We start from the raw sequence: 24308 nt of genomic DNA, 5'->3' as shown, positions 1-24308 counted from the left end.
ATAGTTAAGCATTATTCAATTTTCTATAAAAAGACAGCGATTCAAGGATATTTTCCTGGCTGCACTGATGGTCATAAGTACAAGAACCTATTTCTGAAAGTAATGAAAAGTTGATTTTACTATCTGTATTCTTTTTATCATTCAGTAATAATGCCGTGATATCTTCGTCTTTAAAATCACTGATATCCAGGTAAGGATAGTATCTCTGAACATTTTCGATGACCATATCTGCATCTGTTTCAGAAATAAGATTCTCCAGATAAGCCAGATGAGCTTCTGCAATCATTCCCATGGCAACCGCCTCCCCGTGAAGGATAGGATTTCCTTGTTGCAAGCATAAACTTTCTACAGCGTGACCTATTGTATGCCCAAAGTTCAATGTTTTTCTGATATTCTGTTCATGAAAATCTTTATCTACAACGTCCTGCTTAATATTCATAGAAGTCTGAATATGTGGAATTACTGTCTCAACCTCCAGTTTACGAACCTGAATCAGCTGATCCCAATGATTTTTATCAGCTATTAATCCGTGCTTCAGCATTTCAGCGAATCCGCTTCTCAATTCTTTAAATGGTAATGTTTCTAAGAATTTTGGAAAAATAAAGATCTGTTCAGGAAAAGCGAAAGTTCCCACCATATTTTTATAATGCATCAGGTCAATACCCGTTTTTCCTCCTATAGAAGCATCACACATAGATAAAAGAGTAGTAGGGATATTGATGAACTGTATTCCTCTTTTGTAAGTAGATGCCACAAATCCTCCCATATCAGTAATCACACCGCCCCCAAGATTGATAACCAGCGCTTTTCTGTCTGCCTGCATTTCCGTAAGAATTTCCCAAAGCTGATTGGCAGTCTGGATATTTTTCATTTCTTCTCCGGCTTCAATCTCTAAAATTTCAAAGCCAAGGTCTGTTTCCATATTTCCCAAAAGAATAGGAAGGCAGTATTCATGAGTATTTTCATCAACGAGAATGAAAATTTTACTGAAAGATTTTTCATGAAGAAACTCGTTAAGCTGAGAAAAATTATCGTTTAATATTGTTATCATCTTCTAATATTTGTAAAGTTAAAATGTAAACTATAGTGCAAAGTTATGATTCTTAATTTTTAACTCGTAACTAAATTACTATCTTTGCAGAAATTTTTAGAATGAGCAGAGATAATAATAATTCAGACAGATCAAAGAGACCAAGAATTTCAACCAAGAAAAGTTCTGATGATTCTCGTGCTTCCAGATCTGGAAATTCTTCAGGATCAAAACCTTTTAAAAAACCTTTTTCTAAAGACGGAGGCAGAACAGCTCCGGAACATAGAGGGTCTAACTCAAAATTCGATAAAAAACCATTCAAGAGAAATACTGACAGCTCTGAAGGTTCCAACGAAGATATGGGTTCAAAATCTGAAAGAAAACCATACATCACGAATAAAAGTGAGAGTTTTGAGAGAAAATCTTTCGGAAAACCCAAAAGAGGAGGAAAAAGCTTTGATACAAGAGATAAATATGAAAGAGGTAGTCTGAAATATGGCAGAAGACCCTCTAATGGAGATGAAAGAGATGACAGAGCAAAATCTTTTGTACAAAAAAGAAGGTTAAACAAAATTGACAAAGATGTTCATAAAGACACTATCCGTCTCAATAAGTATATTGCCAATTCAGGGATCTGCAGCAGAAGAGAAGCGGATGATCTTATTACTCAGGGATTGGTAGAAGTAAACGGAAAAGTAGTCAACGAAATGGGCTATCAGGTACAGAAAACTGACAGAGTAGTTTTTGACGGACAAAATATTACTCCTGAAAAACCGGTTTATGTACTTTTGAATAAGCCAAAAGGTTACATTTCTACGACGAAAGATGACAAAGCGAGAAAAACAGTAATGGATCTTGTAGCTAATGCTTCTCCTTACAGAGTTTTCCCGGTTGGAAGATTAGACCGTTCTACAACGGGGGTTATTCTATTGACCAATGATGGACACATGACTAAAAAATTAACGCATCCATCTTTTGATGCTAAAAAGATTTATCATGTAACGTTAGATAAAAAGCTTTCAGGTGAAGATCTACGTCTTATCGCAGAAGGGATCCGTCTTGATGAAGGAGTAGCCGTTGTTGACCAGATTTCGTACATTGAAGGAAAACCTAAAAATGAGATCGGAATCGAGATTCATATTGGATGGAACCGTGTTATCAGAAGAATATTCCAAAGATTAGGGTACGAAGTGGAAGCTTTAGACAGAGTAATGTTTGCAGGATTAACGAAGAAGAATATCAAGAGAGGACACTGGAGAATCCTTACAGAACTGGAAGTAAACAACCTTAAAATGCTTTAATATAATGATGAATTATAAGTTATAAATGATGAATTATAGATTCAGGATTGTAACTTATTCCATTATTTTGAAAAGTACATTTAAGTGTAAAAAATAAAAAAGCGCAGAATTATTTTCTGCGCTTTTTTTGTATTAAGTTGTGAATTCCAGAATTCATAACTCATCATTTATAATTCATCATTAAAAAAGAACTATCCCAAAACTGTCACTCCTTTTTCAATCATCTCGTAGATGGCATCTCTGGCGTTGTCTGGTTTTACGTTTACAGCACGTGTTCCATTGAAATGAAGGCATGTTACATATCCGTTGGCTACAGCATCCTGAGCCGTGAATTTAACGCAATAGTCTAATGCCAATCCAACGATTTCTACCAATTGGATATCATGATATTTTAAGAAATCATCCAGTCCGGTTTTCATAAAATGGTTATTATCCTGGAAACCGCTATAGCTGTCTATCTCAATATTTTTACCTTTTTGTACAATGTGAGTTACTTTGTCTCTGTTCAGATCTTTGTGGAATTCTGCCCCGAAAGTTCCCTGAACACAGTGATCCGGCCACATAAACTGTGGAACACCATTTAAAATAATACTTTCTCCAACCTGTCTGCCATTGCTGCTTGCAAAACTTTTGTGGCCTGCAGGATGCCAGTCCTGTGTAAGAACCACCTGATCATATGCATTTTCCTCCATCAGAAGATTGATATACGGGATAATTTCGTTGGATCCAGGGACTGCCAGTGCTCCGCCTTCACAAAAATCATTCTGTACATCGACTATTATTAACGCTTTTTTCATATTTTGATTTCTCGAATTTTTGATAAATTTACAAAACTAATCTTCAAAAATTTGTCCAAACCCTAATTATCGGACAAATCGGCAAGAAAAATAACTGCCTTTATATAACAGTTCTTTTAAAAGGATGAAAGAGAGCATCATTGTTTTTATGCCTATCATTACTTCCTTCTTCCATCTTCAGGCTTCTGACCTTTTATCTGAAACTAAATCTCAATAGCTTATCTTTGCAGTAAATAAGTATTTTTATGTCATTTGAATCGTTAGGATTATCACACAATATTATTCGTTCTGTAAATAAACTGGGGTATTTGAAACCATTTCCAATACAGGAGCAGGCAGTTCCTGTTATTCTGCAGGGAAAAGACCTGATGGGAATTGCACAGACAGGTTCCGGAAAAACGGCTTGTTTCGTAATGCCGATTTTAGAAAAATTACAGAATTCTGAAGTTAAAAAGGACCGTAATGTTCAGGTTTTAATATTGGTTCCTACCCGTGAATTGGCCATTCAGATCGATGAAGTTTTCAGAGCTTTTACAGAAAATCTCAAGCGTGAAGTTCGTACAATGGCGGTTTATGGAGGTGTTTCTATCAATCCGCAGATGAAGGGAATGTTTGGGGTAGAAGTTCTTATTGCTACTCCCGGACGTTTGTTAGACTTAATTGAGCATAATGCGTTGAGTATTTCCGGAATCCAGCATTTGGTGATTGATGAAGCGGATAAAATGTTTCAGCTGGGCTTTGGAGAAGAAATGAATAAACTTTTCGCAATGATGCCTGTGGTAAAACAAACGACTTTATTTTCAGCAACTTTGAATGATAAGGTTTCTGAAATGAAAGAACGCCTGTCCATCAATCCCACTATTATCGAAATTAAAAAAGAAGAAGTTGAAATTGATAATATAGAACAGTTTGCATATCATGTTTCTCCGGAGAATAAAGGCCCTTTCCTGCGTTATTTGATTAAAGAAAAAAAGGTGGAAAAGGCTTTGATCTTTGTTTCATCTACAAGGTCTGCAGATAATCTGGTGGAAAAACTTAAAAAGAATAAAATTAAAGCGGTGGCTATTCACAGTCAGAAATCGCAGGGTGCCCGCAGAAATAACCTGGAAGAGTTTAAAGTAAACGGAGCCCAGATTTTGGTAGCAACAGACCTGATTGGGCGTGGAATTCATATTGAGTCATTACCATGTGTGATCAATTATGAACTGCCGCGTTCTCCTTTAGATTATATTCACCGTATCGGAAGAACGGGGCGTGCTAATGAGAAAGGAACAGCAATCAGTATTCTGACGGATGATGAACTGCAGCATTTCAGAGTGATTCAAAAGAAAATGGGGAAAAAAGTAACCTTACAAAGAACAGAAGGTATTGATCTGCATGGTTATTAATCTTTCAATATAATTTATAAAAGACTTCAGTTGATCCGTGAAGCCTTTTTTATGAACAATTGGTACCACAAAAATTATTATCTCTATAATTAATGCTTTATTCACCTTAGTTTCTTGAATTTTTGATAAATTTACACAAGCTGATATTACATTGTTCTTACCTATAATAACCGGACAAATCGGCAATAATTACAAATTAAAACCTTGAGCAATGAGTGATTTAGAGAATAAAAAGTTTCCAGTTGGCCCGTTTGAAGTTCCGGAAAACATCTGTGATACTACATTGGATACTTACATCAAAGTAATCAAAGACTTTCCCGGCAGGCTAAAAAATCTCATTGAACATTTTACGGACGATCAATTGGATACTCCTTACAGAGAAGGAGGCTGGACTGTGAGGCAGGTTATCAACCACCTTTCTGACAGTCATATGAATAGTTTTATACGTTTTAAACTGGCTCTTACCGAAGATAATCCTACCATAAAACCTTATGATGAAGCCAAATGGGCTGAGCTTCAGGACAGTTTCCATATGCCTGTAAAACCAGCTATGAGAATGCTGAAAGGAACACACCAAAGATGGGTTGTACTCCTTAAAAGCCTTACGAATAAACAATTTGAAAGAACCTTTCATCATCCGGAGCATAATAAAAATTATAATTTAAGAGAAAGTCTTGCTTTATACGTCTGGCACTGTAATCATCATTTTGCTCATATTGAAAATCTGAAGATAGAAAAAGGTTGGTAAGGAAGCGTCTTAATAATCCCATATACTATAAGGAAATTGTAGACCGAATTTCCATGTTATCTGAAAATTCCCCTGGAAAATGGGGGAAAATGAACGTATGTCAAATGCTAAAGCATTGTGACCTGGTTCTTCAGGTAGCCTTGATAAAAGTGGAATTACCCCATATTAATATTCTGTATAAGGCAATAGGAATACTCACGAAAGCAGAAATGTATGTCTTCAATAATGGAATTCCCAGAAACATGCCTACTTTTCAAAAACTAATCGTTAATTTTGAGTGTGATTTTGATGTATCAAAAGCCAATCTGCTGAAAACGCTGGAGGAATTTCGGGAAGCCTGTGAAAAAAACAGCCTGCCGGATCATCACAGATTATTTGGAAACATGACTGAAAAAGACTGGACATTTTTAGAGTACAAACATCTTGATCACCATCTAAAACAATTTAATGTATGAGTTTTTTTGATAAAATATTCGGTGGAAAAAACGAAACCCCTGACCAAAAAACATTCTGGAAAAAAATAGAGTCTGAAGAAGACCTTGCAAAAGCTATAGAAGACTCTTTTCAGAATAAGATTGCTATATTTAAACATTCAACAAGCTGTTTTATCAGCAGAACTGTACTGAAGAACTTTGAAAAAGAAGTTGAAAATTCAGATCAGCCAGTCAATGTATACTACCTTGATCTATTGGCTTACAGACCTGTTTCCAATAAAATAGCCGCAGATTTTGAAATAAGACATGAAAGTCCGCAGCTGATTGTAATAGAGAACGGAAAACCTGTGAACAATGCTTCACACCAGGATATTTCTTTAAGCCAGATTGTATCATGAAGAATATAAATGATTATTTAGCCAAAGTTTTAAATGTTCCCCTCCAAAATGTGAACACTTGCAGCCTGCACTATGAAGTAAAGAAAATTCCTAAAAATCAGTTTCTTCTTCAGTATGGTGAAATTTGCAGGCATATATTCTTTGTAGAAAAAGGGCTGTTGAAGATGTATTCCATTGATAAAAACGGGAAAGAGCATATTATACAGTTTGCCCCTGAAAGCTGGCTGATTTCCGACCGAAGCAGTCTTTATTTCAATGAAAAATCCATTTATTATATAGAAGCGGTTGAAGATTCAGAAATTCTGTTTTTGCATCCGGATTTCTTTAATAAGCTGGTTGAACAGTTTCCAAACAGCATTGAAAGAAGTGATTTTCTGCTTCAGAAACATATCAGAAGTCTTCAGAACAGAATCAACTCTTTGCTTGGTGAGACTGCGGAAGAAAGATATATGAAATTCATTAAAATGTATCCGGATTTGCTTCTGAGAGTGCCGCAATGGATGATTGCTTCTTACCTTGGAATTACTCCTGAAAGTCTTAGCCGTGTAAGAAAAGAGCTGGCGAGAAAAAATTTCGTTCCGGATAACAAATAGAAAAGGCAGGAAGAGGGAAGCTTGAAGTTCTGGTAAAGACAAAAAGAACTTGATCGTTATTATTTAAACATCGTTATTAATAAGAATTGACATAATCTATTCTTAAAACTCTAATAGCTTCCATCTTCCAGCCTCTATCTTCCTTACTTCAAATAAATCTTTTTGGCAAGCTGTCCAACCTGTCTGAGTTTTGCCTGCGTATCTTCTGACCAGGGAAGTCCTATGCACAGTCTCATACAGTTTTCAAACTGCTCCTGAAAGGTAAACATTCTTCCGGGAGCAATACTTATGTTTTGCTTGATGGCCAGATCGTATAACTCAGTTGTCCGTATTTTCTTATCAAATTCTATCCATAAAGACAATCCTCCCTGTGGACGGCTGGTTTTGGTGCCTTCCGGGAAAGATTCTGCAATAGTCTGAACATAGTTCTGATAATTATTTTGCAAAGTCCGGCGCAACTGCTGAAGATGTTTTTCATACTTGCCGGATTTCAGAAAGTTGGCTACAGCTTCATTGACAATCGAAATAGAGGAAGTGGAATGCAGGAGCTTAAGCTTCAGTATCTTATCTTTATACTTTCCGGGCGCAATCCAGCCTACACGATATCCCGGAGCCAAAGTTTTTGAAATAGAGCTGCAATACAATACATTTCCGTCTTTATCAAAAGACTTGCAGCATTTCGGACGAGTAGAGCCGAAATACAAATCTCCATACACATCATCTTCAATCAATGGAATATTATTTTCCGAAAGAATTTTTACAATTTCTTTTTTATTTTCGTCAGGCATGCAGCTTCCCAAAGGTGAATTGAAATTGGGAATAAGCAGGCAGATATCTATTTTGGGTATTACTTTTTTTAAAGCCTCAATTTCTATTCCCGTAGTAGGGTGCGTAGGAAGTTCCAGAACTTTTAAGCCCAATCCGTTGGCCAGCTGTAGAATTCCCGGGTAACAAGGGCTTTCAATAGCAATTGTATCACCTGGTTTTCCTAAGGCCATTAAGCAGAAAGATAAAGCATTCATTCCGCCATTCGTCGTTATCAGGTCATTTTCGCTCAGATTTCCTCCCCATTGCAAAGAACGTATGGCAATCATTCTTCTTAATTTCAGATTTCCCTGAAGCTCCTCATATTCTGTACCGCCATCTTTTAATTCCCTGATGGCATTTACGATTTCTTTTTTCAGTTTTGCCTGAGGTAGTAGATCTCCGGACGGAATTCCGATAGAAAAAAAAGTAAGATCCTTTTTACCCATATTTTCATAAACCTTACTGATCAATTCATCCGGTTCATCATTATTGGCAATCAATGACGGACGGCTAACTTCCGGCAATGGAAGTTTTGCGGATAATAACTGACTTACAAAATAACCGGATTGCGGCTTAGATTCTACCAAGGACTGGGATTCCAGTTCCAGGAAAACACGCTTGGCTGTATTCATACTTACCTGATGTTCCTGGCATAGCATTCTTACCGAAGGAAGTTTGTCTCCGGCCTTTAAAATACCATTCCTGATCTGTCCTGCAATACCGTCTGCAATTTCTGTATATAAAAATTCTTTACTCATATTTTCAACTGTGCTCATGCAAATATACAAAACTGATACTGTGTTTATCTAATTATCCTTTCTAATTTTGAACCATCAATTAAAAGCTTCAATAAGATGATGACAAAACAGATATCAAAAGATGAAAATATAAGCGGATGGATCAACGGCTTTATAGGAGTTGTATTATTTAGTGGTGGTTTACCTGCTACCAAATTAGCTGTAATGGAAATGAGTCCTACCTTTGTAACGATTGTTCGTGCAGCCGTGGCGGGGATATTAGCTCTTATTGTATTATGGCTGGGTAAAGAAAAGCGTCCTGTTAAAGAACAATTAACTCCTTTGTTGCTGGTTTCTCTTGGCTGTGTGGTAGGCTTTCCTCTTTTGTCGGCATTGGCTCTTCAATACCTTACTTCGGCCCATTCTATAGTATTCCTGGGAATGCTTCCTTTGGCAACTGCTGTATTTGGAGTAATGCGTGGCGGCGAAAGACCTCATCCTGTATTTTGGTTTTTTTCGATTGTTGGAAGTCTTTTAGTGATTGGATATGCCGTTTCGCAAGGAATATCTGCCTCGCCGATTGGGGATATTCTGATGCTGCTCGCTGTTATTTTATGTGGTATGGGTTATGCTGAAGGTGCCAAATTATCCAAAACACTTGGTGGTTGGCAAGTGATTTCCTGGGCATTAGTACTGGCACTTCCTATTATGATTCCTTTATTTTTCATCTATTTTCCTGATGATATTCAAAATGTGAGTTTTCAGGGATGGTTTGGGATGGCTTATATTTCCCTTTTCAGTATGTTCATTGGTTTTATATTCTGGTACAAAGGACTGGCGCAGGGTGGTATTGCTACAGTGGGACAATTGCAGCTGCTTCAGCCTTTCTTTGGACTGGCATTGGCTGCCTGGTTTCTTCATGAGCAGGTGAGTATGGGAATGTTGGGAGTGACAATAGGTGTTATCCTGTGTGTTGCAGGAACTAAAAAATTTGCGAAATAATTAAAAATAAAGCTTTATGACTTAAGTCATAAGAATGCAGCTTCATAATAGTCTACTTTTGAAATATCACCACAAAATATATTATTATGAAATTCATCCTGTCAACATTACTTATAGGAATCACTGTCCTGAGTTGTAAAAAAGAACACAAAACAGAAGTATCTACCAGCGATAGTATTGTAACCGATACCATAAGGACTGATACTATTTCTACCGTTACACCTCTTCCTTCAGATACTATACGTACTGATACGGTTTCTTCAAAAAATAAGATGGATACCGTCAGAAGTAATAAGAATACAACAACAAAAAAATAACTGTTTTGTCCATTATTATCGTAAAAAACCCGTTTTCATGAAGCGAAACGGGTTTTTTTGAGCTTTAAGCCTTACTTTTAAGCAGAATATTGAATGTCTGGTTTATTTGTGAAAATATTAAAAATTAAACAACTTTATTGATATATTTCAATTAATAAATCTGAAATTATTTAAAAGTGACAATTCATTTAACGTTATTTAACGTTTTGGCTAATCATAAAGGTTCAATTTTTGCATGCATATCCTATCAGTTCCCAATGATATTTTTACTAAGACTAAGAAGAAGAGAAGAAGAAAACAACGCCAAAAGCAACTATTATGGTTATCGACGAAAATATTTTGATTTCAGCGGGAGCAGAAACGAGACACTATACCCCTTCAGAGACTATTTTCTGCGAAGGGGATACTTGTAATTATTACTACCAGATTATTAAAGGACAGGTAAAACTCAACAATTATAATGAGGAAGGGAGAGAATTTATTCAAAATATCCTATCCGAAGGAGAAAGCTGTGGAGAATCTATCCTTTTCATAGACAAACCTTATCCTATGAATGCTGAAGCCATTACAGAATGTATTGTTCTAAGACTTCATAAATCCTTATTTTTCAATTTACTGAATCAATCTCCTGAATTATACATGGAGGTAAGCAATTTTCTTTCCGAACGCCTTTATTATAAATTTGTCATGATGCAGAATCTCTCATCTCAAAATCCTTCTACGAGATTAAAAGGGCTGATGGATTATCTTAAGAGCTTTCAAAAGGATATAACTCCTTATTCATTTCTGATCCCTTTAACGAGGCAGCAGATGGCAAGTCTTACAGGCCTTTGTGTGGAAACTGCTATAAGGACCATTAAACATATGGAAAGGGATAAAATCCTAAGAATTGAAAATCGCAAAATCTTATATTAGAATGAATTTCAGGTATATGATTTTGTGATTTTTTCAATTAAAACCTAATGAATTTATGAAAACAATAAGCTGCATGAATATTGATGAAAACCTTCTGTACTCTTTTGGTGCGGAAGGAAGGGATTATAAAAAACGGGAGCCGGTTTTTAAGGAAGGAGATCATGCACTTTATTATTTTCAGATCAATGAGGGAAAAGTAAAACTTAATAATTATAATGAAGACGGAAAAGAGTTTATTCATAATTTTTTAGGCAAAAAACAGAGTTTTGGAGAAGCAATGCTTTTCCTCAGCCAGAATTATCCCGTCAATGCTGTATCTCTTGAAGATTCCAGAATAATAAGACTTCCTAAAAATAATTTCTTTGAAATGATCAGTCAGCATCCTTATCTCTCTTTGGAAATGAATGCCTGTCTTTCACAGGAAATCTATTACAAACTTAAAATGGTGCAGAGCCTGGCTTCTCAAAATCCTATGCAAAGACTGATAGGATTATTGGATTACCTTAAAAGTTACCACGATGAAGACTGTCATCACTGCTTTCATATAGCATTTACAAGACAGCAGATCGCCAATCTCACGGGTCTGCGTGTGGAAACTGTCATCAGAACCTTAAAAAAAATGGAGAAAGAAGGCAGCATTACTTTACAAGACCGAAAAATTTTGTATTAATCTGCTTTAACATGACTCAGGTCATAAAAAAGTGAGTTATTCTGACGTACATTTGATATATAAGTTTTTCAATATATACTTAAGACCTTAGTAAAAGGCACGCACAAAATCATTTGTTTTTATAATCATTTTAAAATTACCGACACCCAACTGTTGCCGTCTAATACTAGTCACGGACTGCAATACACATCACTAAATATTAATATAAAAATTCAGTTATGAACACTAGAAATTCAAGAAACCGCAGTTCAAGAGGGCAGTCACATTCACCGGAAAACCTGGAAGAAGTTTACCAGTTAGGATATGACCACGGTTATAATGATGCATCAAGAGATGATGATTATGACGATGATTTTTCAGAATATGAAAACTATTTTGATAACGAAAATGATGACTCAGACGACGATTACGACGATGAAGATTATGATGAATATGACGACGATTATGATGAGGATGAAGATTATGACAATGAAGATGACGACGATTATGATCAGAGAGGCCGTAGTGGAGGAAGAAGCGGTTCCAGAAGTGGAAACGGAAATCAGCAGAGAGACAGCCAGGGAAGATTTACTTCGGGCAGAGGAGGCTCTCGTGGAGGAAGTTCAGGAGGTGGATCCCGTGGACGCTCAAATTCTGGCTCAGGTTCAGGAGGAAGAGGCAGATCATCATCAGGAAATGGTACCTCAAGAAGAGGTTTTGCTTCTATGAGCCAGGCTGAGAGAACAAGAATCGCCAGAATGGGAGGCCAGGCTTCTCATGGTGGTGGAAGATCTTCAAATTCAGGTTCTGACTCAGGACGAGGAGGTTCGAATTCAAGATCAGGAAATAGTAACAATAGTTCAGGCCGTAGTTCGAATAATTCCAATTCAGGCAGTTCAAGAAGAGGTTTTGCAGCGATGAGTAAAGCAGACCGTACAAGAATTGCAAGAATGGGAGGCCAGGCATCTCACGGAGGCGGAAGGTCATCAGGACGTTCCGGATTCGGAGGCAGACGTAATTCATAATTCTTTTTCCGGGATTGCCTCTCTATACCTATATAAAGAGGTAATCCTTTTAAACAAAACATCATTTTACACCATGCCCAATAAAATATTAGAAACCAATAGTGCTGTTTCTGCAACTCAGAAAGGCACCGCAGATAAGACGACTGTCAACAAGGATGAAATGAAAAATGCCCCGCTTCACAAATTCTTTGTAAGTGCCCTGAAAGATATTTATTATGCTGAGAATGCCATTCTTGATGCGTTGGAAAAAATGCAGGAAGCTGCTACCACCGAAGAATTGAAGGATGCCTTTGAAGATCATCATCTTCAAACCCAAAAGCATGTAAAACGTCTGGAAAAAGTTTTCAAACTTATTGACGAAAAGCCCGAAAAAAAAGAATGTAAGGCTATAAAAGGAATCATTGAAGAAGGTGAAGAAGTAATTAAATCTACTGAAGACGGCTCTGCAACAAGAGATGTTGCATTGATTATTGCAGCACAAAAAGTAGAACATTACGAAATTGCAACGTATGGAGGGCTTGCACAGCTTGCAATTACCATGGGACATGATAAAGCTGCCGATCTCCTTGAGAGAACACTTCAGGAAGAAGAAGACACTGATTCGCATCTTACAGATATTGCGGAAACATCCATCAATTTTGATGCAGAGCAGGAAGATTAAAAACACATAATAAGCCATGTAGCTTGTTCTATATGGCTTATTTTAACCATGAAATCAAAATATATATGGACGGTCAGAAAATAATAAAAACGCTGAGACACAAAGATTTTATAAAAATACCTCATGCAGGGGAGTGTTTTGAGGACGGGGCAGCGATCTATGCCAAAGAGATCAAAGAAAACATTTTTCTTTTATTCATTATCCTGAAAGATATTGATATTGAAAATATACAGGCATTAATTGCTCACTTTGACTGTTTCAACAGTATTGGATTAAAAGAGCCGGAACAGATCATGTTTTATCTGTCCATCAAGGATAAAAACGACCTCCACTATTTTGAGCAATATTTAAAAGCTACCCATAACTAATACCCTTTTTGAACATGATATTTGAAAACGACACTTTACAACATTCCGGGTTGAATGATAAAAATAACGCAATAGAGAATGAATCTTTATTTCCGCTTATTATCAATTCTTACGGAGTGACTGCTTTTCTGATCAAATCATTGGAAAAGATTAAAAATAATGCTCAGTGCGAGATTCTGAAAGGAGTAATAGATGCTTACATAGAAGAATATATCCTTCATATCCGTGAGTTTCATACTAAAAATAGTACGGAAACTACTGATATGGATGCTGAAATAAGATTTGAATCTCCGGATTTCACTTTGTATGCCAAAACGGCTTACTATAAGGTGCTGAAGGAGGAAGAATATATCAACAGACTTCTTGAAATTCTGGAGAAAAGAGCAGATTAATTCTTCAGAGTATCTCATCTCACTGCTTTCAACCTTACACCAACCACAAAAAGATTATGAATATGAAAACCAACGAACACAACAAAAAAGCAGAACAACTGGATGTACACAGCACTTCCAATGAAAATGAAAAACTGACTACCAATCAGGGCTTAAAGATCAATAACAATCAGGATTCTTTAAAAGCCGGAGAGCGCGGTCCTTCATTATTGGAAGATTTTATCCTTAGAGAAAAGATTACTCATTTCGATCATGAAAGGATTCCTGAAAGAGTAGTACATGCAAGAGGTTCCGGTGCACACGGAGTTTTTAAACTTAACAAAAGCCTTGCAGCTTATACCAAAGCAAAATTTTTAACAGAACTGGGAAAAGAAACACCCGTTTTTGTTCGGTTCTCAACTGTAGCAGGAAGTAAAGGAAGTACAGATCTGGCCAGAGATGTAAGAGGTTTTGCTATAAAATTTTATACTGATGAAGGAAATTATGATCTCGTAGCCAACAATATACCTGTATTTTTTATCCAGGATGCTATGAAGTTTCCGGATCTGGTACATGCGGTAAAACCTGAGCCGGATAATGAAATTCCGCAAGCCGCTTCCGCTCATGATACATTTTGGGATTTTATCTCACTCATGCCGGAAAGTATGCATATGATTATGTGGGTGATGAGCGACAGAGCTATTCCCAGAAGTTTGAGAATGATGGAAGGTTTTGGAGTACATTCTTTTAAATTCATTAATGAGGAAGGAAAAGTACATTTCGTAAAATTCCATTTTAAACCAAAACTGGGAGTGCATTCCGTAGCCTGGAACGAAGCTCAGATTATTTCCGGAGTAGATTCTGATTTTCACAAAAGAGACCTTTGGGAAGCAATTGAAAACGGCGACTATCCTGAATGGGATTTTGGCGTACAATTAATTCCTGAAGAAGACGAGCACAAATTTGATTTTGACCTTCTGGATCCTACCAAACTGGTTCCTGAAGAAGAAGTTCCTGTAGAAATAGTAGGAACATTAACCCTTAATAGAAATCCGGATAATTTTTTTGCAGAAACTGAACAGGTAGCTTTTCATCCCGGACATATCATTCCCGGAATAGATTTTACGAATGATCCGTTGCTGCAGGGAAGATTATTTTCATATACCGATACTCAGCTGTCAAGACTGGGATCGCCCAATTTCCATGAAATCCCGATTAACAGATCTCTCAACACTGTTCATAATAACCAACGGGACGGACATATGAGACAGCAGATTGTTAAAGGAAAAACGAGCTATGAACCCAATTCTATAGGCGGTGGGTGTCCTTTTCAGGCGATGATGTCTGAAGGTGGATTTACTTCCCAGCAGGAAAGAGTTTCCGGGGTAAAGATCAGAGAAAGAAGTAAAAGTTTTGTAGATCATTATTCGCAGGCTAAGCTATTCTACAACAGTCAGTCGACACCTGAAAAAACTCACCTTCAGAATGCATTGATCTTTGAATTGTCTAAAGTGACCCGTCCTGAAATTAGAGAAAGGGTGGTAGGGCAGCTGGCGTATATTGACATGATTCTCGCCTGGAGAGTTGCAGAAAAATTAGGGGTAGAAGTCAAAAAATTAGAATGGCCCAACCAAAGTCTGCCGGCAGATAGTAATATCGTAGAACTTCAGAGCGAAGAAAGGGAACCTAATACAAAGATTTCTGACGCCTTAAGCATGAGACATACCGTTAAAAATACCATTAAAACCAGAAAAATAGGATTTATCCTGGCCAACGGTGTTGATGGTGGAGCTGTCAGCGATCTTAAAACAGAACTTGAAGCAGAAGGAGCTAAAGTTGAATTAATCGCGCCAAGTCTTGCTCCTGTAAAAACCAATGATGGTACAGATCTTATCCCGAAATATTCTCTGACCAATACTGCCAGTGTCTGTTTCGATGCACTATTCATCTGTTCTGGTGCAGAATCTGTAAAAGAACTGATGATTTCGGAAAATAAACATCATGTCCTGCATTTTATCAATGAAGCTTATAAGCATTGTAAGGCCATTTATTTCGGTACAGATACACAGGCACTTTATCATAATTCCAATGTATCAGCTAAGCAACATGATGATCCGGGGATTATTACTTGGGAAGATGGAAATCCGGCAGATAAATTTATTAATGCTATTGCCAAACACAGAGTCTGGGATCTTGAAATGGAGAGAAACGCGTAATCATAATACCCTTCACACCAACACCAATCACTTTAAATATTTAAATTATGAAAGCAGCCGTTTTTCACTCACCGGGTAATATTACCTGTGACACCATAGAAGATCCCAGAATTCTTAATGAAAATGATATTATTCTGAGAGTAACCTCCACAGCCATTTGTGGGAGTGACCTCCATATGTACTCAGGAGGTATTCCTCAAGCCAGACCCATGGTAATGGGACATGAGTTTATGGGTATTGTAGAAGAAACAGGAAAAAATATCAGCAATTTAAAAGCAGGCGACAGGGTAGTAGTTCCTTTTCCCATTGCCTGTGGAAGCTGTTTTTTCTGTCAGCACGAGCTCCCTACTGCCTGTGAGCACAGCAATCCGGATCATTACGGCCCGGAAGGAGGAATTTTTACAGAAAAAGGAGGAGCATTATTTGGATACAGTGACCTTTATGGCGGATATAATGGCGGACAGGCACAGTATGTAAGGGTTCCCTACGCTCATTTCGGACCCAGAAAAGTTCCGGAAAACCTTACCGATGAACAGGTTTTATTTCTTACAGATATCTTTCCGACCGGTTATACGGGAGTGATGTGGGGAGAGCTCAAAGGAGGAGAAACAGTTGCTGTTTTTGGTGCAGGCCCTGTAGGTACCATGGCTGTAAAAAGCGCAATTCTGCATAATGCAAAGAAAGTCATCGTTATCGATACCCTTCCCTACAGATTAGAAAGAATAAAAATGCTCACAGGATGCGAAACCATTTTGTGGGAAGATGCCGAAAGCACCATACAACAGATCAGGGATATGACAGATGGAAGAGGTGCCGACTTGTGTATTGAAGCCGTAGGCTTTGAACCAGAAAGAAGTTTTATAGACCGCGCAAAAGCTGTTTTAAACTTTGAAAAAGGGTCCATTAAAGTTCTTGAAGCCTGCATGAGTGCTGTACGCCGGGGTGGTATTGTTTCCGTTTTAGGAGTTTATCCTGTTAACTATGATAATTTCAGACTCGGACAGATCTTTGATAAAGGAATCACAATTAAAGCAGGACAGTGCAATGTTCATCCCATTATAGACAGGCTCATGAATTATGTGGAAACCGGAAGGATCACTCTTGATGATGTTATTACCCACCGTTTATCTCTTGATGAAGTAAGTAAAGGATATGAAATTTTTGATAAAAAAGAAGACGGATGTGTAAAGGTCGTTCTTGACCCATGGAAGCAAGCAAGCTTTTAAAATAATTATAAAGCAATCACCCCAAATATAATAATATGGATTTTCAACAAAATCTCTTAGAATATATAAGCCAGTCATTGATGACTACCGATGAGACCATTTCAATTGCTGAAAGTGTCACTTCAGGATGTCTGCAGCTGGCCTTTTCACAGATGCCCAATGCCTCAATGTTTTACAAGGGGGGCATGACAACTTATTCTTTACCAGAGAAAGTAAGACTATTAAAGGTCAACAGACAGGAAGCTGAAGAATGTGACTGTGTTTCAGAAAATATTGCAGAAACCATGGCATTAAATGTTGCAAAGCTCTACGAATCGGACTGGTCTATTGCTACCACCGGCTACTGCACACCCATCCGGAATTCCGGGTATAAAATTTTTGCGTATTTCTCATTTTCCTATAAAGGGGAGATCATTCTGACTAAAAAACTGGAATTACATCCCAAAACTCAGGCCCTGAATGCCCAGCTGTATTATACGGAATTTATTTTAGGCTGTTTTAAAAGTGAACTTAACAGGCTTTTAATCTTGAAATAAATGGAAGAAATTCAGAAATCTACAGGAGAAAAATAAAAAAATGATGAGATGCGAAAATTAGAAAACAAATCCGTTTTGATTACCGGAGCAGACAGTGGAATTGGCAAAGCAGTAGCTCTTCTTTTTGCATTGGAAGGAGCAGATATTGCAATTATTTACCATTCCAGTGATAATGATGCCGGAAAAACAAAAGCAGAAATTGAAAGTCTGAATAAAAAATGCATTATTTTCAAAGGTGATATCAATGATTATGAATTCTGTGAAGAAACGGTGAAAGAAGTCATTTCCGCATTCGGGAAAATTGATATTCTCGTCAATAATGCAGGAATTCAGTTTCCTGCCGATAGAATTGAAGATCTTGAAGAGAAAAACATCAGGCAGACATTTGATTCTAATATTGTTGGAATGATTTTACTAACGAAAGTCGTTTTTCCTTATTTGAAAGAAGGAAGCTCTGTCATCAATACAACCTCCGTTTCTGCTTATCAGGGACACCCTGAATTGTTAGATTATTCAGCAACAAAAGGCGCTATTGTTTCCTTTACCCGTTCGCTGGCATTACAGGCAAAAACCAAAGGAATCCGTGTCAATGCTGTTGCTCCAGGCCCGGTTGCAACTCCGCTTACTGAAGAAACATTTGACGAAAAAGAAGAGAATCCTGACAAACCTCCTCTGGAAAGAAATGCCACACCGGAAGAAATCGCGTTTAGCTTTTTATTTCTGGCAGGTACTGAGGCCTCACAGGTTACGGGACAGGTACTTCATCCCAATGGAGGATTGATCGTAAACGGTTAAAATTATAAACCCAACAAAATATTAGAATATGAAAACTACAGCATTTATTTTGGGAGTGATAAGTTTATTTGCTTTTACTTCCTGCAGGTGTAATATTGATGAAGATGAAAACAAAAAAAGAGACCAAAAGAATAACCCGGCCAATGCTGGTAAAACAGGTCTGCCCGAAAGCGATACCTTGAGTATCAGATAAGTTTAACAACAAAATATTCTGGTTATGTACAGAGACGGTGCAAGAAAAAGTATATGGCAGGAAGAGGTCAGAAAATTTTCTGCAGAAGCTGATCTCAGCCCGCTATTTGATGTTGCCATAGTAGGTGGCGGAATTACAGGAGTTTCAACAGCGTTGAAGCTTCAGGAATCCGGGCAGCAGTGTATTATCCTGGAAGCTTCCAATATAGGATTTGGTACTACAGGAGGTACAACAGCCCATTTAAATGATTTTTTTGATACCACCTTTAATCAGGTCATCCGTGATTTTGGATTGGATAATGCCAAATTATATGCACAATCAGGAGTTGATGCCATTAAAATTATTGAAAATAATATCCATCAGTATAAGATCAGCTGTGATTTTACACGGAAGTCAGCCTATCTTTTTGCGTTGGATGAAAAACAGGAGGATCGTTTGAAAGATATTGTAGAAGGAGCAGCCAACGTAGGCCATGAAATGAGTTATGTAAATGAAATTCCTTTTCCGATCCCATTCAAAGAAGCGGTGCTTATTCCGGGGCAGGGGCATTTTCATCCCATAAAATATATCAAAGGACTTTGTGACGCTTTTATAAATCTTGGTGGATCTATTCAGGAAAACTGTCTCTGTGAAGATCATGATGAGAGGGAAGATTATGTAGTTTTAAAAACGTCAAAAGGCGAGATAAAAGCAAAAAATGTAGTATATGCCACCCATATTCCGCCTGGTGTCAACCTTCTTCACTTCACCAATGCTCCTTACAGAAGCTATGCCATGGCATTTACAATGAAAAATGATAAATATCCCTGGGAACTTGGTTATGATCTCTGTGAACCTTATCATTATTACAGAATTCAGAGCCTCAATGGGGAAAATTTATTGATTGCCGGTGGTGAAGATCACAAAACAGGGCATGCAGATGATACCGGAGAGTGTTTTTCAAAGCTTGAAAACTATGTAAGAAAATATTTTGAGGTGGAAACAGTATATTACACCTGGTCCAGTCAATACTATGAACCTGTGGACGGTCTGCCGTATATAGGAAAGCTTCCGGGAACTAAACAAAGAATCTTTGCTGCAACAGGCTTCCGGGGTAACGGAATGATATTCGGGACGCTTTCCTCACAGATTCTGCATGATCTGATTGTTACCGGAAAAAGTAAATACGGTGATTTATTCAATCCTTCAAGAATCAAACCCGTTGCCGGATTCTCGGATTTTGTAAAAGAAGCTGCAACCGTAGCATTTGACTTTATAAAAGATAAGATTGTAACCGAAAAAATTGATTCCTTTTCAGAAGTAGGAGAAGGTGAGGCGAAAGTGATCCGTTACGAATCAGAATCCTATGCGCTTTATAAAGAAAATGACGGGACTTTGCATCTGCTGAAAAGTACCTGTCCGCATGCTGGTTGTGAAGTCCGCTGGAACAGTGCCGAGCTGAGTTGGGACTGTCCATGCCATGGATCCCGTTTCAATGTCAACGGAAAAATTCTTACCGGACCTACCACAAAGAACCTGCAGAAGATATTTCCATATCAAAAACGCAACCCATAAACTTTAAACCCAAACCCATGTCACGCCCCGGTTTCTTTTATCGCAACAGCTTAAGTATTGTTCTCATTACCCTGATGATTATTTTTCTTGCAGGGCAATTTTTTATGGGTTGGAGAACAGAAAATAAAGAACTGATTGAAAACGGCCGCTCTGCTTTAAAGATCGGCGAATACATCCACAGTGGTCATTTTATACAGGCCACTTTTGAAAATTGGGAAAGTGAATTTCTTCAGATGATGCTTTATGTTTTGTTAACCATCTCGCTCAGACAAAAAGGCTCCAGCGAATCAAAATCTCTGACAGACAAAGAAGATGTTGACAGAGAACCCATAGCACATTCCAAAGCGCCATGGCCCGTTAAAAAAGGAGGAATATGGCTGAAAATCTATAGACATTCACTATCACTTGCGTTTGCAATCCTATTTCTGACGAGTTTTATTTTACATTTCTATGGAAGCCTTAAGGATTTTAACGATGAACAGATGATGAAAAGCAAACCTGCCATAACAGCAATTCAGTATATTTCAGAATCAAGGTTTTGGTTTGAATCTTTTCAGAACTGGCAGAGTGAATTTCTGGCAGTAGCTTCTCTTGTACTTTTATCTGTCTGGCTTCGTGAAAAAGGTTCACCGGAATCAAAACCGGTTGATATGCCTCATGATGAAACCCCTTAATTTTTGTTGAGTTTGGGCTTCACCTGCATAATGGCAAAATACGACGATGTAAATGCGGAGAGACTTTGATAGCCCACTTTATAAGCAACTTCACTCAAGGTGTATTGCCTGGTATCTATCAGCTCTATGCTTTTTAAAATCCTTGTCAGCTGAAGGTATTTTTGCAGCGTAATTCCTGTTTCATTTTTAAAAATTCTCTGAAGGCTTCTCACAGACATTTGCGCTTTTTCAGCTAACGAATCTATATCCAGATTATATTTAAAATGAGCATTGATATCATTACATACAGGAATCAATCTGGTATCTGTAGGAACAGGTATTTCCAGTCCGCTGCTTTCTTTGCAGAAATTAGGGAGACTCTTTAATATCGCTTTAAAGAAAATATCCTGTTCTTCATTTTCATCCAATGATTGATTCCACTTTGATGCATACAAAAGCATCTCCTTAAGAACAGGAGGAACGGCAAATACCTGTACATTCTGATAAAATTCATCATCAAAAACATTTTTAAACAGAAATACCATTAGATTCACCGTTTGTGCTTCAGACGTTATTTTGTGGGCTTTTTGTGAGGGAATCCAAATGACATGATGTTGTGGGACAAGATAGATTTTCCGGTCAATATGGAAATATTGGTATCCTTCTTCCACAAAGGTGAGCTGGGCACGGTTATGCTGGTGTTCATAATTGTCATGTCTCCAGTTTTTTTCACACCATACGTAAGCTTCTTTTTCGATGGAATCTACAAACTGGCTTTCCGTTTTTTCAATCAGTCCACATTTCATATTGTCGTTTTGTATGTATATTTTGGCAAATTTAATAAAAACGACAATAGTAATTTTGTATGAGCAAGATAACAGACATTAAAAATCAATAGTCTCAACAAAAAATATTAACTTATATCTTATTCTGAATGAAAAAATTATGTCTTTTTTTTATTTTAATTTTATTATCTAATACCACCCATATCATGGCACAAAATAAAGCTAAAATACTGGTTCTTATCCATTCTGATAATGGCGGAACTTACGAACTGGCCAAAGAGGTCGCCAAAGGCATTGAAAGCGAAAATAATGCGGTTCCTTATATCAAATTAGTCAAACCTTCCCAACATCCCAATCTGAAAAATCTGCCTTTAGCAACAGCAGATGAACTCACAAACTATGATGGAATTGCTTTTGGCTCACCGGTTTATTTTGGAAATATCAGTACGGGAATGAGTGAATTTTTATCCAAAACCGTTCAGCTTTGGACCAATCATGCTTTAGAAGGAGTTCCGGCTACTGTTTTTATGTCAGCAGGAAGCGGGGCAGGAAAGGAGCTTGCTCTTCAGGCATTCTGGAACAGCCTTGCCGTACACGGGATGGTACTGGTACCTAACGGAATTCGTGGAACAGAAGAGCTGAACAAAGCTATTCCGCAGGGAAATACCGTTTTAGGAGTGACAAGTATGGCTTCTTTAAAAGATGTGGAAAGACCTACCAAAGGAGAACGGAATATTGCTGAACTTCAAGGAAAAAACTTTGCAAAAATAGCATTGGCACTGAAAGACACCCGCCCGAAAAAAAGTACACCTATCGTTGAAATTCATCAGAACTTCAATGAAATACTGAAACAGAAAAATATTCTGCTTCCTCAGGTTCCTAAGCCGGCAGGAAACTATCAGCCGTTTGTGCGTTCCGGAAATCTGGTATTTATTAATCAGGTTGCTTTGAAAGACGGGAAAATTCTCAATCCGGGAAAATTAGGTGTTGAAGTGAATGAACAACAGGTAAAAGACGCTACAAAAGTGACCATGCTAAACGTTATTTCTGTATTGAATGAAGCGGTAGGAGGAGATTTGAGCAGAGTAAAACAATGTGTACAGCTTACAGGAATTTTCAATACAAAAGATGATTATACAAAACATGCAGACTTGATGAATGTGGCTTCTGACCTGGCCGTTGAAGTTTTCGGAGACAAAGGAAAACATGCGAGAGCGACTTTTGGAGCCTCTTCAATTCCGGTGAATTCTTCTGTTGAAATCCAGGCGGTTTTTGAAGTAGAATAGATTTCAAAAAAATAAAATCTGTGGTTACTATTTGACCACAGATTTTTTCATTTTATGCTATTCAAATATTAAAAAAACTGAGCAAAAACTTCTGAAATAACAGGAATACTTTGCTCCAGTTGTTCTTCGGAAAGCGCACCATAGCTCAATCTGAATCCATTTACATGATGCTGACTGTACTGTTTCGGGTGAATGATTTTTATATTTTTTTCCAATAACTGAGAAGTTACAGCATCCCAATCTAATTTTACTTTAGGCACAATCCAAAAAGCAAGCCCGCCCTCAGGCAACGTAAAATCTGCAATCCCATTCATGTGTTTTTTCAGCAGCTCAAAAACAAAATCTCTTTTATTCCTGTAATGAACAGTTGCTTTTCTGATGTGTTTCTTTACAGCACCTTCTTTTATCAGCTGAAGAACGGCCTGTTCCATAATGACATCTCCGTGAACATCAATAATCTTTCTCAGATTTCCTATTTTTTTCAGTAATTCCTGATTGGTAGTGGCGAGATAGCCAATTCTCAAAGCCGGTGCAACCACCTTACTCAACGTTCCGATATAAACATAATTCTGAAGTTCCGGAAAGCTTGAAATCGGCAGGATAGGGCGGTAACCGAAATGAAATTCATTATCGTAATCATCTTCAATGACCGTGATATTGTATTGGTTTGACAATTCTATTAATCTTAATCTTCTGGATAAACTCAGAGTAACAGTAGTAGGATATTGTCTGTGAGGGGTAATGTATATTGCTTTTATATTCTGATGCCTTGTTAAAAGCTTTTCAATAGCTTTAATACTGATTCCTTCATGGTCTACAGGTGCAGGTAAAAGTTGTGCTCCCGCATACTCAAAAGCTTGCCACGCAGGCTGATATCCCGGATCTTCTACAATAACAGCATCACCGGAAGTAAAAAGAGTCTGAGCGGTCAGAAACATTCCCATCTGGCTGCCTCTTGTAATAGAAATCTCATCTTCATGAATATGCATTCCGCGCTGATGGTTGAGCATTTGAGAAATCATTTTGCGGAATTCCCTGTCACCATGTTCATCTCCGTAGCCCATCATCTGCCACTTCGCCTTAATGCTGAAAATCTGCCTGTATGCCCTTGCCAGTTCCGTTACAGGGGCAATCTTACTGTCGGGATGACCATCATCAAAATTAATTAAAATAGCACCTGCTTTTCCGGGTTGATGGTGAGAGTTTTGGGTTGTTTCAGCATTTCTTTCATGCAAAACAGGCAATCTTTCGGATACAAAAATGCCTTTCCTTTCTCTCGAAATGACCCATTCCTCATTGATTAATACCTGATAAGCTTCTACCACGGTATTTCTGTTGATTTTCAGGGTTTGTGCAAGATTCCGGCTTCCGGGAAGTGTATCTCCGGCTTTTAATCTTCCTGAGCGGATATCACTGATAATGGTATCTGCAATCTGTAGATAAACGGCTTTATCAAGCTTTTTATCAATTTCCAATTCTAATTTCCAAGGGCGTAACATCTGGACTATCTATTTATGTAAAAA

General features: G+C 37.7%; 27 protein-coding genes. 22 read left to right on the top strand and 5 right to left on the bottom strand.

Going from position 1 to position 24308, the window contains the following annotated elements; all coding sequences use genetic code 11:
* Window positions 1–4 precede the first annotated feature (4 nt).
* On the bottom strand, window positions 5–1051 hold the full coding sequence (gene aroB, locus ACLMCG_RS01975) for a 3-dehydroquinate synthase (protein WP_413958593.1): 1047 nt from the start codon (window positions 1049–1051) through the stop codon (window positions 5–7).
* A gap of 101 nt (window positions 1052–1152) precedes the next feature.
* On the opposite strand from aroB, the gene ACLMCG_RS01970 reads away from it, so the two are divergent.
* Window positions 1153–2331 carry a pseudouridine synthase gene (locus ACLMCG_RS01970; protein WP_413958592.1) on the top strand — a complete coding sequence of 393 codons (1179 nt, stop codon included), beginning with the start codon at window positions 1153–1155 and terminating at the stop codon, window positions 2329–2331.
* Between the two features lie 191 nt (window positions 2332–2522).
* Here ACLMCG_RS01970 and pncA read toward each other — a convergent pair whose 3' ends face one another.
* Window positions 2523–3128, bottom strand: coding sequence for a bifunctional nicotinamidase/pyrazinamidase (gene pncA, locus ACLMCG_RS01965; RefSeq protein WP_047374914.1), 606 nt, complete (start codon window positions 3126–3128; stop codon window positions 2523–2525).
* Between the two features lie 245 nt (window positions 3129–3373).
* Between pncA and ACLMCG_RS01960 the strand changes: the two genes are divergently transcribed.
* The 5 genes from ACLMCG_RS01960 to ACLMCG_RS01940 all read left to right on the top strand — a co-directional run bounded on the left by ACLMCG_RS01960 (window position 3374) and on the right by ACLMCG_RS01940 (window position 6689).
* The gene (locus ACLMCG_RS01960; protein WP_413958591.1) at window positions 3374–4516 is read left to right on the top strand and encodes a DEAD/DEAH box helicase; all 1143 of its coding nucleotides are present in this window, start codon (window positions 3374–3376) and stop codon (window positions 4514–4516) included.
* A gap of 211 nt (window positions 4517–4727) precedes the next feature.
* Window positions 4728–5264: a YfiT family bacillithiol transferase gene (locus ACLMCG_RS01955; protein ID WP_413958590.1), complete on the top strand. Its 537-nt coding sequence runs from the start codon at window positions 4728–4730 to the stop codon at window positions 5262–5264.
* Window positions 5258–5719, top strand: a complete 462-nt coding sequence (locus ACLMCG_RS01950; RefSeq protein ID WP_413958589.1) for a DUF1569 domain-containing protein — start codon at window positions 5258–5260, stop codon at window positions 5717–5719. Before ACLMCG_RS01955 ends, ACLMCG_RS01950 begins: the two co-directional genes overlap by 7 nt.
* On the top strand, window positions 5716–6096 hold the full coding sequence (gene ytxJ / locus ACLMCG_RS01945; RefSeq protein WP_413958588.1) for a bacillithiol system redox-active protein YtxJ: 381 nt from the start codon (window positions 5716–5718) through the stop codon (window positions 6094–6096). Before ACLMCG_RS01950 ends, ytxJ begins: the two co-directional genes overlap by 4 nt.
* Window positions 6093–6689: a Crp/Fnr family transcriptional regulator gene (locus tag ACLMCG_RS01940; RefSeq protein ID WP_047374905.1), complete on the top strand. Its 597-nt coding sequence runs from the start codon at window positions 6093–6095 to the stop codon at window positions 6687–6689. The genes ytxJ and ACLMCG_RS01940 overlap by 4 nt, the downstream gene beginning before the upstream one ends.
* A gap of 143 nt (window positions 6690–6832) precedes the next feature.
* On the opposite strand, the gene ACLMCG_RS01935 is transcribed toward ACLMCG_RS01940, so the two are convergent.
* Window positions 6833–8254: a PLP-dependent aminotransferase family protein gene (locus ACLMCG_RS01935; RefSeq protein WP_413958587.1), complete on the bottom strand. Its 1422-nt coding sequence runs from the start codon at window positions 8252–8254 to the stop codon at window positions 6833–6835.
* Window positions 8255–8350: 96 nt separating this feature from the next.
* Here ACLMCG_RS01935 and ACLMCG_RS01930 point away from each other — a divergent pair, with 96 nt between their 5' ends.
* From ACLMCG_RS01930 to ACLMCG_RS01860, 15 genes are all read left to right on the top strand, one after another.
* Window positions 8351–9235 (top strand): DMT family transporter, encoded by an 885-nt coding sequence (locus tag ACLMCG_RS01930; protein ID WP_413958586.1) that lies wholly within the window; start codon window positions 8351–8353, stop codon window positions 9233–9235.
* 86 nt (window positions 9236–9321) lie between these two features.
* Window positions 9322–9552 (top strand): hypothetical protein, encoded by a 231-nt coding sequence (locus tag ACLMCG_RS01925; protein ID WP_413958585.1) that lies wholly within the window; start codon window positions 9322–9324, stop codon window positions 9550–9552.
* A 318-nt stretch (window positions 9553–9870) separates the two neighbouring features.
* Entirely contained in the window at window positions 9871–10467 is a 597-nt protein-coding gene (locus ACLMCG_RS01920; protein ID WP_223598624.1) for a Crp/Fnr family transcriptional regulator, read from the top strand.
* 55 nt (window positions 10468–10522) lie between these two features.
* A complete protein-coding gene (locus ACLMCG_RS01915; RefSeq protein ID WP_413958584.1) occupies window positions 10523–11137 on the top strand; it encodes a Crp/Fnr family transcriptional regulator in 615 nt (204 codons plus the stop codon).
* 218 nt (window positions 11138–11355) lie between these two features.
* Window positions 11356–12141 (top strand): stress-induced protein, encoded by a 786-nt coding sequence (locus ACLMCG_RS01910; protein ID WP_413958583.1) that lies wholly within the window; start codon window positions 11356–11358, stop codon window positions 12139–12141.
* Between the two features lie 73 nt (window positions 12142–12214).
* Window positions 12215–12802 (top strand): ferritin-like domain-containing protein, encoded by a 588-nt coding sequence (locus ACLMCG_RS01905; protein ID WP_413958582.1) that lies wholly within the window; start codon window positions 12215–12217, stop codon window positions 12800–12802.
* Window positions 12803–12867: 65 nt separating this feature from the next.
* Entirely contained in the window at window positions 12868–13170 is a 303-nt protein-coding gene (locus tag ACLMCG_RS01900) for a hypothetical protein (RefSeq protein ID WP_413958581.1), read from the top strand.
* 14 nt (window positions 13171–13184) lie between these two features.
* On the top strand, window positions 13185–13562 hold the full coding sequence (locus ACLMCG_RS01895; RefSeq protein ID WP_223598621.1) for a hypothetical protein: 378 nt from the start codon (window positions 13185–13187) through the stop codon (window positions 13560–13562).
* 56 nt (window positions 13563–13618) lie between these two features.
* Window positions 13619–15757 (top strand): catalase, encoded by a 2139-nt coding sequence (locus ACLMCG_RS01890; RefSeq protein ID WP_413958580.1) that lies wholly within the window; start codon window positions 13619–13621, stop codon window positions 15755–15757.
* Window positions 15758–15804: 47 nt separating this feature from the next.
* Window positions 15805–16983, top strand: coding sequence for a zinc-dependent alcohol dehydrogenase (locus tag ACLMCG_RS01885; protein ID WP_413958579.1), 1179 nt, complete (start codon window positions 15805–15807; stop codon window positions 16981–16983).
* A gap of 35 nt (window positions 16984–17018) precedes the next feature.
* Window positions 17019–17519, top strand: coding sequence for a CinA family protein (locus tag ACLMCG_RS01880; protein ID WP_223598619.1), 501 nt, complete (start codon window positions 17019–17021; stop codon window positions 17517–17519).
* Window positions 17520–17567: 48 nt separating this feature from the next.
* A complete protein-coding gene (locus ACLMCG_RS01875; protein WP_413958578.1) occupies window positions 17568–18314 on the top strand; it encodes an SDR family oxidoreductase in 747 nt (248 codons plus the stop codon).
* Between the two features lie 28 nt (window positions 18315–18342).
* Window positions 18343–18507 carry a hypothetical protein gene (locus ACLMCG_RS01870; RefSeq protein WP_413958577.1) on the top strand — a complete coding sequence of 55 codons (165 nt, stop codon included), beginning with the start codon at window positions 18343–18345 and terminating at the stop codon, window positions 18505–18507.
* A gap of 24 nt (window positions 18508–18531) precedes the next feature.
* On the top strand, window positions 18532–20061 hold the full coding sequence (locus tag ACLMCG_RS01865; RefSeq protein WP_413958576.1) for an FAD-dependent oxidoreductase: 1530 nt from the start codon (window positions 18532–18534) through the stop codon (window positions 20059–20061).
* A 17-nt stretch (window positions 20062–20078) separates the two neighbouring features.
* Complete coding sequence (locus ACLMCG_RS01860; RefSeq protein WP_413958575.1) at window positions 20079–20735, top strand: DUF6766 family protein; 657 nt, start codon at window positions 20079–20081, stop codon at window positions 20733–20735.
* On the opposite strand, the gene ACLMCG_RS01855 is transcribed toward ACLMCG_RS01860, so the two are convergent.
* Window positions 20732–21520 carry an AraC family transcriptional regulator gene (locus ACLMCG_RS01855; protein ID WP_413958574.1) on the bottom strand — a complete coding sequence of 263 codons (789 nt, stop codon included), beginning with the start codon at window positions 21518–21520 and terminating at the stop codon, window positions 20732–20734. The genes ACLMCG_RS01860 and ACLMCG_RS01855 overlap by 4 nt on opposite strands.
* A gap of 128 nt (window positions 21521–21648) precedes the next feature.
* On the opposite strand from ACLMCG_RS01855, the gene ACLMCG_RS01850 reads away from it, so the two are divergent.
* The gene (locus ACLMCG_RS01850) at window positions 21649–22785 is read left to right on the top strand and encodes an Atu1372/SO_1960 family protein (RefSeq protein WP_413958573.1); all 1137 of its coding nucleotides are present in this window, start codon (window positions 21649–21651) and stop codon (window positions 22783–22785) included.
* Between the two features lie 68 nt (window positions 22786–22853).
* On the opposite strand, the gene ACLMCG_RS01845 is transcribed toward ACLMCG_RS01850, so the two are convergent.
* The gene (locus tag ACLMCG_RS01845) at window positions 22854–24284 is read right to left on the bottom strand and encodes a PLP-dependent aminotransferase family protein (RefSeq protein WP_413958572.1); all 1431 of its coding nucleotides are present in this window, start codon (window positions 24282–24284) and stop codon (window positions 22854–22856) included.
* Window positions 24285–24308: the final 24 nt, after the last annotated feature.

Origin of the sequence: Chryseobacterium sp. S90 (assembly GCF_047444895.1) — a bacterium.
Lineage (GTDB): Bacteria > Bacteroidota > Bacteroidia > Flavobacteriales > Weeksellaceae > Chryseobacterium.
Note: the sequence above shows the minus strand (reverse complement) of the source record. Positions and strands in the feature narration are given on the sequence as shown.